This is a genomic window from Chryseobacterium endalhagicum (assembly GCF_016745235.1).
Lineage (GTDB): Bacteria > Bacteroidota > Bacteroidia > Flavobacteriales > Weeksellaceae > Chryseobacterium > Chryseobacterium endalhagicum.
In genome coordinates this window covers 61,225-73,957 of record NZ_JAELVM010000002.1, presented here as the reverse complement: position 1 = coordinate 73,957, position 12,733 = coordinate 61,225, and the positions used below count along the sequence as shown (strand labels likewise).

The 12,733-nt window shown below is 40.0% G+C and carries 8 protein-coding genes; 6 read left to right on the top strand and 2 right to left on the bottom strand.

Annotation, left to right across the window (positions count from 1 at the left end; genetic code table 11):
- Positions 1–19 precede the first annotated feature (19 nt).
- The gene (ileS, locus tag JET18_RS10610; protein ID WP_202090888.1) at positions 20–3,409 is read right to left on the bottom strand and encodes an isoleucine--tRNA ligase; all 3,390 of its coding nucleotides are present in this window, start codon (positions 3,407–3,409) and stop codon (positions 20–22) included.
- A 542-nt stretch (positions 3,410–3,951) separates the two neighbouring features.
- On the opposite strand from ileS, the gene JET18_RS10605 reads away from it, so the two are divergent.
- From JET18_RS10605 to JET18_RS10595, 3 genes are all read left to right on the top strand, one after another.
- Complete coding sequence (locus JET18_RS10605) at positions 3,952–5,640, top strand: M23 family metallopeptidase (protein WP_202090886.1); 1,689 nt, start codon at positions 3,952–3,954, stop codon at positions 5,638–5,640.
- Positions 5,641–5,726: 86 nt separating this feature from the next.
- Positions 5,727–7,019 carry a phenylacetate--CoA ligase family protein gene (locus JET18_RS10600; RefSeq protein WP_202090884.1) on the top strand — a complete coding sequence of 431 codons (1,293 nt, stop codon included), beginning with the start codon at positions 5,727–5,729 and terminating at the stop codon, positions 7,017–7,019.
- Positions 7,020–7,089: 70 nt separating this feature from the next.
- A complete protein-coding gene (locus JET18_RS10595; RefSeq protein WP_202090882.1) occupies positions 7,090–7,695 on the top strand; it encodes a hypothetical protein in 606 nt (201 codons plus the stop codon).
- 32 nt (positions 7,696–7,727) lie between these two features.
- On the opposite strand, the gene JET18_RS10590 is transcribed toward JET18_RS10595, so the two are convergent.
- Entirely contained in the window at positions 7,728–8,984 is a 1,257-nt protein-coding gene (locus tag JET18_RS10590; protein WP_202090880.1) for an NAD(P)/FAD-dependent oxidoreductase, read from the bottom strand.
- A 97-nt stretch (positions 8,985–9,081) separates the two neighbouring features.
- On the opposite strand from JET18_RS10590, the gene JET18_RS10585 reads away from it, so the two are divergent.
- From JET18_RS10585 to JET18_RS10575, 3 genes are all read left to right on the top strand, one after another.
- The gene (locus JET18_RS10585) at positions 9,082–10,602 is read left to right on the top strand and encodes an HAL/PAL/TAL family ammonia-lyase (RefSeq protein ID WP_202090878.1); all 1,521 of its coding nucleotides are present in this window, start codon (positions 9,082–9,084) and stop codon (positions 10,600–10,602) included.
- A gap of 68 nt (positions 10,603–10,670) precedes the next feature.
- Positions 10,671–11,402 carry a 3-oxoacyl-ACP reductase FabG gene (gene fabG, locus JET18_RS10580; RefSeq protein ID WP_202090876.1) on the top strand — a complete coding sequence of 244 codons (732 nt, stop codon included), beginning with the start codon at positions 10,671–10,673 and terminating at the stop codon, positions 11,400–11,402.
- A gap of 102 nt (positions 11,403–11,504) precedes the next feature.
- Positions 11,505–12,725 carry a beta-ketoacyl-[acyl-carrier-protein] synthase family protein gene (locus tag JET18_RS10575; RefSeq protein ID WP_202090874.1) on the top strand — a complete coding sequence of 407 codons (1,221 nt, stop codon included), beginning with the start codon at positions 11,505–11,507 and terminating at the stop codon, positions 12,723–12,725.
- Positions 12,726–12,733: the final 8 nt, after the last annotated feature.

Genomic DNA, 12,733 nt, shown 5'->3' with positions numbered 1-12,733 from the left:
GAAATACATTAACTATATGTTAATTCTTTTCAACATTTACCTTAAAATTAACCTCATCTATTTCGATTTCGTTAAAATTTGAAAGTGAAGATACAATTTCTATTTTATTTGACAAGACCTCAGAAGAAATATATTCCTCATTTTTCTTAACCTCTTCAAGGAAAGGTGAATTTTCTTCGATGGAGATTTTAATTCTGTCTGTCAGTTCAAAGTCTTTGTCTTTTCGCAGGTTCTGAATTCTGTTGATGAACTCCCTTGCGATCCCTTCAGATTTTAATTCTTCTGTTAACGTCAAATCTAATGCCACAGTTGTTTTCCCGTCGGAAGTTACCGTCCATCCCGGGATATCTTTGGTAGAGATTTCCACATCATCAAGCGTAATTTCGTACCCCTGAATGTCTATTTTTCCTTCTTTTTCAAGGCTGGCAATCTGCTCTGTATTCAGATCAGCAATAGCACCGCCTACCGTTTTCATGTCTTTCCCCAGTTTAGGACCTAACGCTTTGAAATTCGGCTTGATCTGTTTTACAATTAAGTGAGAAGCTTCCTCTGCATTGATCAGCTGTAATTCTTTAACGTTTACTTCCTGCTTGATCAGGTCTGCAACCGCTAAGAGCTGTTCTTCTGTTTTAGCATCCAGAACCGGAACCAATACTTTCTGTAACGGCTGGCGGACTTTCACATTTTCTTTCTTTCTCAGGGAGAAAACCATACTTGTGATATTCTGAGCCAGATGCGTTTTTTCCACAAGATCCTGATCGATCAGGCTTTCGTCTGCTACAGGGAAATCTGTTAAATGCACAGATTCACAGTTTTCTTTTCCGGTTACTTTATTTAAATCCTGATACAATTGATCCATAAAGAACGGAGCAACAGGTGCGGATAATTTCGCTACGGTTTCAAGACAGGTGTATAAAGTCTGGTAAGCAGAGATTTTATCATCAGAATAATCTCCTTTCCAGAAACGTCTTCTGCACAGTCTTACGTACCAGTTGCTCAGGTTGTCATTCACAAATGTGCTGATCGCTCTGGCGACTCTTGTCGGTTCGTAATCTTCGTAGAATGCTTTTACTTCTTTGATCAGAAGATTCAGTTCAGAAAGTATCCATCGGTCGATTTCCGGACGGTTTTCCACTTCTTTTTCTGTGTAGTTGAATCCATCCACATTCGCATACAATGCAAAGAATGAATACGTATTGTAAAGCGTTCCGAAGAACTTTCGTCTTACTTCGTCTATTCCTTCGATATCAAACTTCAGGTTTTCCCAAGGATTTGCATTCGAGATCATATACCATCTGGTAGCATCCGGACCGTATACTGAAAGTGTTTCGAAAGGATCTACTGCATTTCCTTTGGATTTTGACATTTTCAGTCCGTTTTTATCCAGAACAAGCCCGTTGCTCATTACATTTTTATAAGCAACTGAATCAAAAACTGCCGTTCCGATCGCGTGAAGGGTGTAGAACCAACCACGGGTCTGGTCAACGCCTTCTGCAATAAAATCTGCCGGGAATGCTTTATTATTGTCAATTAATTCTTTATTCTCAAAAGGATAATGCAGCTGGGCATAAGGCATTGAACCTGAATCGAACCAAACGTCGATTAAGTCGCTTTCACGCTTCATTGCTCTTCCTGAATCTGAAACTAAAATGATTTTGTCTACCACATTTTTATGAAGATCCACCAATTCATAGTTCTGCTCAGACATATTTCCGATGATAAAGCCCTGGAACGGGTTTTCTTTCATGAATCCTGCTGCAACAGATTTCTCTATTTCGTTGTATAACTCTTCTACAGACCCAATGATCTTTTCTTCTTTAAGATCTTCAGTTCTCCAGATCGGTAATGGGATTCCCCAATATCTTGAACGGGAAAGGTTCCAGTCGTTGACGTTTTCAATCCAGTTCGCAAAACGTCCTTCTCCCGTAGATTTAGGCTTCCAGTTGATTTCTTTGTTTAAATCTACCAATCTGTCTTTTACAGCGGTCATTTTTACAAACCATGAATCCAGCGGATAGTATAATACCGGTTTGTCAGTTCTCCAGCAGTGCGGGTAACTGTGAACGTATTTCTCTACCTTGAAGGCTTTGTTTTCAGTCTTCAGAACGATGGCAAGTTCTACATCCCAGGATTTCTCAGGAGCAGTTCCGTCATCGTAATATTCGTTCTTGATATATTTTCCTGAGAATAATTCAGGAACATTTTCTCCTTTGATAAATCTTCCCTGCAAATCTACCAGCGGAACAAGATTGTCATTTTCGTCTTTGATCAACATGGGTGGAATTCCGGCTTCTTTGGCCACTCTTGCATCATCCGCACCAAAAGTAGGAGCAATGTGAACGATACCGGTTCCGTCCTCAGTCGTTACAAAATCTCCCAAAATCACTCTGAAAGCTTTTTCAGGGGAATCATTAGGGGTAAACCAAGGGATTAACTGCTCATATTGAGCTCCGGCAAGCTTTTCTCCTGTGAATTCTTTTACGACTTTGAAAGGAATCACTTTGCTTTCGGCAGTATAACCAGCGAAATCTTCATCCGTTCCTTCTGCATATTTCTTACCGAATACTTTAGGTAAAAGAACTCTGGATAAAACAATAGCGATCGGTTCAAATGTATATTGGTTGAATGTTTTAACCAAAACATATTCAATATCTCTTCCTACAGCCAATGCTGTGTTGGATGGTAAAGTCCATGGAGTGGTCGTCCAGGCAAGAATGCTTACGTCTCCTTCCACATCACTAAATAAGTCGGAGGATTCTTTCTTTACTTTGAACTGAGCTACAACGGTAGTATCAGAAACATCGTGATAAGTTCCCGGCATATTTAATTCCGCAGAAGAAAGTCCAGTCCCTGCTTTCGGAGAATAAGGCTGGATGGTGTAGCCTTTGTACAATAATTCTTTATTATACAGCTGCTTCAATAGCCACCAAACCGTCTCCATGTATTTGGATTTGTAGGTGATATAAGGATCATCAAGGTCTACCCAGTATCCGATTTTTTCCGTAAGGTTATTCCATACGTCTGTATATCGCATTACCGCTTCACGGCAGGCTTTGTTGTAGTCTTCAATAGAGATTTTTTTGCCAATATCTTCTTTCGTAATTCCTAATTCTTTTTCTACGCCCAGTTCCACAGGAAGTCCGTGTGTATCCCAGCCCGCTTTACGGAAAACCTGTTTCCCGTTCTGAGTCTGGAAACGACAGAAAATATCCTTTAATGCTCTGGCCATAACGTGGTGAATTCCGGGCATACCGTTTGCTGAAGGCGGACCTTCATAAAAAACAAACTCGGCATTACCCTCGCGAATCTCAACACTTTTACTGAACGTTTTATTCTGTTTCCAAAACTCCGATACATTCTCGGCTATGTCAATAAGGTTGAGGTTTTTGTATTCTTTAAATTGGCTCATTGTAAATATCTCAATATCGTTGATTAATTAAGTCTGCAAATTTACTAAATTTTGTCGGTTTATAATATATGTTTTATTTAGCTTATATCTATTAAAAACTTCAATTTCAGAAATATAATGAAGGAAGCAGATGAAACGGGAACGGTGAATGGTGAATACGTCAATTTTTCCTGGTGATTTTGTAATGTTTTTTGAACATAAATCTTTTCACTTTACAAAACAAACAAGCATTTTATGCAGTCATCCGTGCTAATCTGTGAGATCAGCGGGAATAAAAAATAAATCCCACAGATCTCACAGATTCCACAGTTTTTTTTAAATAATTTTACATTTATTGAGATCATATCAACCGTTTCATTCAATAGGAGCGGGCTTTAGCCCGCTTAATAAATACTCTTCCTCCGGCTTTAGCCAAAACTTAAATTTAATATAACGAAAGATCTTCACCCTATCATCCGCGCCATCTGTGGCTAAAATAAAATACCCCTCTATCATAAAATAAATTTTTGTAAATTTAATAGTCCCCAAAACCCAAATGCTGTATGAAAAATTTCTGTAAACTGCTATTCATCATCTGCATCATCCATACGATGACACTGCAAGCCCAGAATAATTACCCGCAAAATTATTTCCGCAATCCTCTGAATATCCCCATGCAGCTGGCCGCCAACTTTGGCGCGGTCCGTTCCAATCATTTTCATATGGGTCTGGATCTGCGGACCAACAGTCAGGAAAATCTTCCGGTTGTTGCCGCCGCAGACGGTTATGTGAGCAGGATAAAAGTTGAGCGTTATGGTTTTGGAAACGCCGTTTATATTACCCATCCAAACGGCTACACTACGGTATATGCCCATCTCAATACATACTTTGAGCAGCTGGATGGATATATAAAAGAAAGACAGTACAAAGACGAAAAATGGGAACAGGATATCACGTTCTCTCCCGGACAGTTTCCCGTAACCAAAGGACAAACCATCGCTTTAAGCGGAAATACAGGAGGCTCGGCGGGTCCGCATTTACATTTTGAAATAAGGGATACCAAAACGGAGGAGTGCATCAATCCGTTGCTGTTTGGGTTTAATATTCCGGATCGTGTTGTACCAACGATTAGCGGATTGTATTGGTATGACCGGAGATTTAGTACTTATGAACCCGGTGCTAACGGAATTGCAGTTAAAAAAACAGGAAACGGCTACACGACAGATATCATTCAGGTCAGTTCGCCGGAAATAAGCTTTGCGGTTAAAGCTGTGGATAAGGCCAATCAGGGATTTAATCTTGGAATTTATCATGCGGAATTATTAATGGATGGACAATTGGTATATAGCTTTTCCATTGATAAAGTAAGCTACGATGATACCCGGTATCTTAACGGCTGTATAGATTATACGAAGTTTGTAAGAGATAAAATGAGCATCCAGCATTTATCAACTTTACCGGGAATGAGACTTAAAAACTACCATTCATCCGGCAGCACAGGAATTATCCATCTGGAGGATGACAGTATTCACACGATTGAAATTATTTTAAAAGATGTGAATGGAAATACAGGCAAATTGACCACAAAGGTCCGCTTCGATAGAAATTCAGATTCAGTTGCTCTTACAGATAAAACGGTTAAGCCTGATGAAGGAAAAACCATTACCACGGAAAACGCAGAAATCAATTTCAGTAAGAATGCTGTATATGATCTTATGAATTTTAAGATGTCGGAAAAACCGGCTTCGAGAGCAGATGCCATTTCAAATACTGTAGTTTTGCAGACTTCTTATATTCCGGTTCATGATCAATATACCTTAAAAATAAAACCCGGCAGAAAATTATCCGCTGATGAAAAGAGTAAAGTAGTAATGCTGTTTGATTACGGAAGTGATACAGACGCCGTAAAAGGAAAATGGAATGGTGACCGCGTAGAGGGAGAATTCAACAGGTTGGGTACGGTAGTTCTGGTGTTGGATGAAAGTTTGCCCTCTGTTTCTGCGAGCTGGAAAGAAGGAGCACTTATCACCAGCAGCGCATTGAGGCTGAAAGGAACCACAAAAGTAGGCGACATTGTTTCATACCGTGCAGAGCTGGATGGAAAATGGCTTCGTTTTGCCCGCGTAAAAAATGATTTTGTTTATGTCTTTGATGAAAAATGTCCCAAAGGTTCAGGCTTGCATACTTTAAAAGTCACCACAACCAATACGGCAGGAAATTCCAATACCCAGACTTTCACTTTCCAGCGGTAATTATTGCATCCTCGAATCTTTTAATCTTTCAATCATTCCATCTTTTCATTTTAATTAAATAAATTTGTTACTTAAAATTAAAATCATTGGAATTCTATCCGGCCATCGAAAAATCAGGTATTCAGGACATCAGAACGTTTCAGGAGCATAAACTTCAGGAGCTTTTGACTTATCTTGAAGCCCATTCCCCTTTTTATCAGAAACTATTCAAGGAAAATAATATCAACCTTGCGGATATCCAGACATTGGAAGATCTGCAGAAAATTCCGACCACTACAAAAAATGATCTGCAGCAGTACAACCACGACTTTTTCTGTATTCCGCCGGACAAAATTGTAGATTACAGTACTACTTCCGGGACTTTGGGAGATCCGGTAACTTTCGGGCTGTCTGATAATGATCTGGAAAGGCTGGCTTACAATGAAGCCATCTCATTTGCCTGCGCCGGGATTCAGAAAGGAGATGTTGTACAGATGATTACTACCATTGACAAGCGTTTTATGGCGGGCCTTGCCTATTTTCTGGGATTGAGAAAAATGGGAGCCAGTGTGGTGAGAATGGGGCCGGGAATTCCGGAGCTGCAGTGGGATTCTATTTTCAGATACAAACCCAAATACCTTATCACCGTTCCGTCTTTTCTTCTGAAAATGATCGACTATGCAGAAAAACACGGACTGGATTATAAAAACTCCAGCGTTTACGGAGCCGTTTGTATCGGGGAAAGCATCAAAAACCAGGATTTTACTGACAATATTCTTTCGCAGAAGATTAAGGAAAAGTGGAATATTAAATTATTCTCAACCTACGCTTCCACGGAAATGAGTACCGCCTTCACAGAGTGCGAATTTCAGATCGGCGGCCATCATCATCCTGAACTGATTATCACCGAAATTCTCGATGATAACGGAAATCCAGTTCCGGAAGGTGAAAACGGAGAACTGACCATCACAACGTTAGGGGTAGAAGCTATTCCTTTGCTTCGTTTTAAAACCGGGGATATCGTAAAAGCACATGATGAACCGTGTCAATGCGGAAGAAATACCATGAGGCTCGGTCCGGTAGTGGGAAGAAAGCAGCAGATGATCAAGTACAAAGGAACCACGCTGTATCCGCCTGCAATGAATGATATTTTGAATGATTTCAGTACTATTTTGTGCTATCAGATTGTTATTCAGTCTAATGAAATCGGGCTGGACGAAATTATCATTAAACTGAGTACAGAACAGGAACATGAAACCTTCGTAAATGAAGTCCGTGATCACTTCCGTGCAAAACTGAGGGTAAGCCCTAAAATTGAAGTGATCGATTTCGATATTCTTTCCAAAACTGTTTTTAATCCGAACAGCAGAAAACCGATCACATTTATCGATTTGAGATAAAATAATCACTTTACATAGATAATTTTTATAATATATTTGAAACTTTAAATTTTTAGAAAAATTATAAACTATGAAAAAATTATTATTACTGGTATTTGCAGCCCTTACGACAAACGTATTTGCTCAGAATCAGATCAACTTTGAATGGGGAGATTTTAATTTCTTAAAAGATCAGACCGAAGTGAATGTTCAGCTGAAATTTGATAATGCGGTTTACCAGGAGAAAAATATGACGGAAGCACAGTATCTGGAAAACAGAAAAGCGGATATAAGTGCTAAGAAAAATGAAGCGGTCTGGAAAAACTGGGAATTTCAGTGGGGAAAATTTAAAGAATCAGAATATCTGAACTATTTTCTTGAAGGCATCAACAACAAATCAAAAAAAGTGGTTTTTAAAAACGATGTTAAAGCGAAATATACGCTAATCATTGATGCCAAATGGATTTACGCAGGATGGTACGGTGGTATGATCGGTTCACAGGAAGCTAAACTTACTTCAGACCTTAGTTTTGTAGAAACGGATAACCCTTCAAAAGTGGTTATGAAACTTCAGGGCGATAAGATTGGCGGGAAAAAGATGAATAAAGATTTTTCCTGGGAATACGGAAGAATTGCAGCAGCCTATGAAATTACGGGAAAGAAGCTGGGAACAGAAATAAAAAAAGCTTTGAAATAAAACAAATCGGTCTGAAATTCAGACCGATTTTTTTATGATTGTTCCTGCTGTTGCTGTTTTTCAAGTTTAATCAGGTTGGCAAGATTTTTAATGACTGAGTCATGTTTTTTTACAAACGGATTATCTTTATTCCAGACGTATCCTGCTAAAACGGCACAGATCTTTTTCTTTACATCCGGATTTTCCGGCTGATGGAAAAATAATTCCTGAAGATTTCCCGTATACCATTCCTTTACATACGTTGTGAAAACATCCACACCATAAAGAATATAATCTGTGTACTCCTTCTGCCAGTCGATGGTCTCTCCGTTCAGCTGTCTTAAAGCCAATTTCGCCGCAAGCATCCCCGATTCCGTGGCAAACGCCATTCCTGAAGAAAATACCGGATCAAGGAACTCAGAAGCATTTCCGGTAAGAGCATATCCATCCCCGAACAGCTGTTTTACCGAGCATGAATAATCTTTCAGATGTCTCGGTTCAAAAAGGAAATCTACATTTCCGAAACGTTTCACATAATAATCCGAAAGAGAAATTGCTTTTCTTAAAGCTTCTGCCGTATCACCGTTTTCAGAAAGTCTGTCAATATATTCTGTAGGACCTACAATGCCCACACTCGTATTTCCGTTGGAAAAAGGAATGACCCAAAGCCATACCTCTGTTTCTATAATGTCAAAAGATATCAGGGTGCCTTCTTCTCCTTCCTCTCTGTTAATGTCTTCTACGTGGGAAAAAATAGCAGAATGCGGAGACAGTTTTGAAGGTTTTTCAAGATCAAGAAGCCTTGGCAGCACTCTTCCGTAACCGCTGGAATCGATCACGAATTTAGCATAAATTTCCTTAGTTTCTCCGTTTTTGCTTTTTACAGTCGTAACAGAATTTGTGTCATTGAATTGAATATCAATTACTTCTGTTTCAAATTCAAGATCGATGCCTTTGTTGATCACTTCCTGAGCCAAGGTATTATCAAAATCAGCTCTCGGAACCTGCCAGGTCCAGTCCCAGCCTTCCCCGAATTTGTCACTGAAATCAAAAATACACACTTCATCACCTCTTAAAAAACGTGCGCCCAGCTTTTTTTCAAAGCCCATCTTGTCCAAAGCAGGAAAAAGCCCCGCTTCATCAAAATGATCCATTACTCTGGGAATTAAGCTTTCACCTACCACCAGTCTTGGGAACTTTGTCTTCTCCACAACCTTTACGTTGATATTGTTCTTCTTTAAGTATGAAGAAGATACGCAGCCTGAAGGTCCGGCACCGATTACAAGAACATCAACAAATTCTTTGCCCATCTTGATTTTTTATTTTAATAATAACTTCTATCTTTGCCGCAAAATTAGTGACAAATAATTAATATTTTACAAAATTAGCAACTATTACTTTTAATTGATGAAAATAAATAACTTTTTAGAACTGAAGGATTTTCAAAAAATTATCATTGAGAACGAAAAAATTGAACTGGATGGAACTCTTTTAGACAGAGTAGAAACAAGTTTCCGGTTTTTAAAGGAATTTTCAAAGAATAAAGTAATATATGGTGTGAATACCGGTTTTGGACCCATGGCTCAGTTCAAAATCAGCGACGAAGATACACACCAGCTTCAGTATAACCTGATCAGAAGCCACTCTTCAGGAATTGGAAATCCATTGCCTGCCCAGGAAGTAAAAGCCTGTATGCTCGCAAGACTCAATACCCTTTCGCTGGGAAATTCAGGGGTTCATCAGTCTGTGGTTTATTTGCTTAAAGAATTGATCAACAGAGATATTACACCATTGATTTTCGAGCACGGAGGAGTTGGCGCAAGTGGAGATTTAGTACAGCTTGCCCACCTTGCTTTGGTTTTAATCGGAGAGGGAGAAGTTTTTTATAAAGGCGAGAGAAAAGCGACCAGAGAAGTTTTTGAAACTGAAGGGCTGGAACCTATCAAAGTGGAAATCCGTGAAGGTCTTGCTTTGATGAACGGAACTTCGGTAATGTCCGGAATAGGAATTGTAAACGCCTACAAAGCGAATCAGCTTACCGATATTTCAATCAGGCTTTCCTGTGCCATCAATGAAATTGTTCAGGCTTATGACGATCACCTTTCAGCAGCACTGAACGGGACGAAAAAACATTACGGCCAGCAGAAAGTGGCAGAAAGAATGCGCGCTCATCTGGCGGACAGCAAATTAATCAGAAAAAGAGAAGACCATCTGTATACCCACTTTGAAGAACAGGAAAAAGTTTTCAAGGAAAAAGTGCAGGAATATTACTCATTAAGATGTGTTCCTCAGATTCTGGGCCCGGTTTTAGATACTTTGGAATATACTGAAAATGTTCTTGAAAACGAGATCAATTCAGCCAATGACAACCCGATCATCAATGTAGAGGATCAGCACGTTTATCACGGCGGGAATTTCCATGGAGACTATATTTCGTTGGAAATGGACAAGCTGAAAATTGTGGTTACCAAACTTACAATGCTTGCAGAACGGCAGTTGAACTACCTTTTGAATGCAAAGATCAACGAAATTTTGCCACCTTTTGTAAATTTAGGTAAATTAGGCTTCAATTTCGGAATGCAGGGCGTTCAGTTTACCGCAACATCTACCACGGCAGAAAGCCAGATGCTGTCGAATTCCATGTATGTGCACAGTATCCCTAATAATAATGATAATCAGGATATTGTAAGCATGGGAACCAATGCAGCGGTGATCTGCAGAAAAGTGATAGAAAATGCATTTGAAGTATTGGCCATTGAAGCCATTACCATCATTCAGGCTGTTGAATATCTTGGATTCCAGGATAAAGTTTCGTCTTCTACCAAAGAACTGTACGACGAAATAAGAAAGATTATTCCTGCGTTCTCAGATGATATGGTGATGTATCCGTATCTGGAGGAAGTGAAGAAATATTTAAAGACCATGTAATTATCAGCGATAATAGATTGTCATACAATTAAGGATTAAAAAAACTAAAACGAACTAAACACTAACACATGAAATGTGCAATTGTCACAGGCGGCTCCAGGGGGATTGGAAGAGCGGTCTGTATAAAACTGGCTGAAGAAAAAAATTACCACATACTCATCAACTACGCTTCCAACGAAGCTGCGGCACAGGAAACTTTGTCCAAAGTGCAGGAATTGGGCGCTACAGGAGAAATCCTTAAATTTGATGTAGGCAATGCTGAAGAAAGCCAGAAAGTTTTGACGGACTGGCAGGAGAAAAATCCTGATGCCATTGTGGAAGTTATTGTCAACAATGCCGGAATCACCAGAGACGGGTTATTCATGTGGATGCAGAGTGAAGACTGGAACAGTGTTATCAATACCAGTCTGAACGGCTTTTTCAATGTTACCAATTTCTTTATCCAGAAACTTCTCCGCAATAAATACGGGAGGATCATCAATATGGTGTCCGTTTCCGGGGTAAAAGGAACGGCCGGACAAACCAATTATTCGGCAGCAAAAGCAGCTTTGGTAGGGGCTACGAAAGCCCTGGCTCAGGAAGTGGCAAAAAGAAATATCACCGTAAATGCAGTGGCTCCGGGATTTATCAGAACAGATATGACCCAGGACATGAACGAAGACGAACTTAAAGCCATGATCCCGGCAAACCGGTTCGGAGAAGCAGAAGAAGTAGCCGATCTTGTGGCATTTTTAGCTTCTAGAAAAGCCTCATACATCACCGGTGAAGTCGTGAATATTAACGGAGGAATTTACTCATAAATAATGTAACAATATAGCAATGTACCAGTGTAACAATGCTGATGTGACTTCAATATAATTGTTACATTGCTAAACTGATACATTGTTAAATTAATAAAACAAATGGAAAATAGGGTTGTAATTACCGGAATGGGAATTTATTCTTGCATCGGGACCTCTTTGGAAGAAGTCAGAGAATCCCTATATCAAGGAAAATCCGGTATTACTTTAGTACAGGAAAGAAAAGAATTCGGGTTCAGGTCTGGCCTTACCGGTGTAGTACCGAAGCCGGATCTTAAAAACCTGCTCAACAGACGCCAGCGTGTAAGCATGGGCGAGGAAAGTGAATATGCTTACCTTGCGACCAGCGATGCACTAAAACAGGCAGGCTTAGATCAGGATTTCCTGGATAGCCATGAAGTAGGAATTCTTTACGGAAACGACAGTGTTTCTCAGGCAGTAGTAGAATCTATCGATATTGCCAGAGAGAAAAAAGATACCACACTGATGGGTTCGGGAGCTATTTTTAAATCCATGAACTCCACAGTAACCATGAACCTTTCAACCATTTTTAAGCTGAAAGGAATCAATCTTACCATCAGTGCAGCCTGTGCCAGCGGATCTCATTCTTTGGGACTGGCCTATATGATGATTAAAAACGGTTTTCAGGATATGATCATCTGCGGCGGCGCTCAGGAAACCAACAAATATTCAATGGCGAGCTTTGACGGACTGGGTGTTTTCTCCGTAAGAGAAGATGAGCCCACGAAAGCCTCAAGACCTTTTGACTCAGGAAGAGACGGACTGATCCCAAGTGGAGGAGCGGCCAGCCTTATCGTGGAAAGTCTCGAGTCTGCACAGCAAAGAGGGGCAACCATTCTTGCTGAGATCGTAGGTTATGGGTTCTCTTCAAATGGCGGACATATTTCAACCCCTAACGTAGACGGACCGGCTCTGGCAATGGACCGTGCGCTCAGGCAGTCTGGTTTAAAAGCTGAAGATATCGATTATATCAATGCCCATGCGACTTCCACGCCGATTGGTGATGCCAATGAAGCAAAAGCCATTCATGAGATCTTCGGAAGTGAGGTTCCGGTGAGTTCTACCAAGTCTATGACAGGCCATGAATGCTGGATGGCGGGAGCAAGTGAAGTAGTATATTCCATCCTCATGATGCAGAATGATTTCGTTGCCCCGAACATCAATCTGGAAAATCCTGACGAGGAAGCGAAGAAGATAAATTTGGTCTCCAAAACGAAAAATCAAAAAATTGACGTATTTTTGTCGAATTCTTTCGGATTTGGGGGAACCAACTCCGCATTAATAGTTAAAAAATTTGATTAAAAACAAAA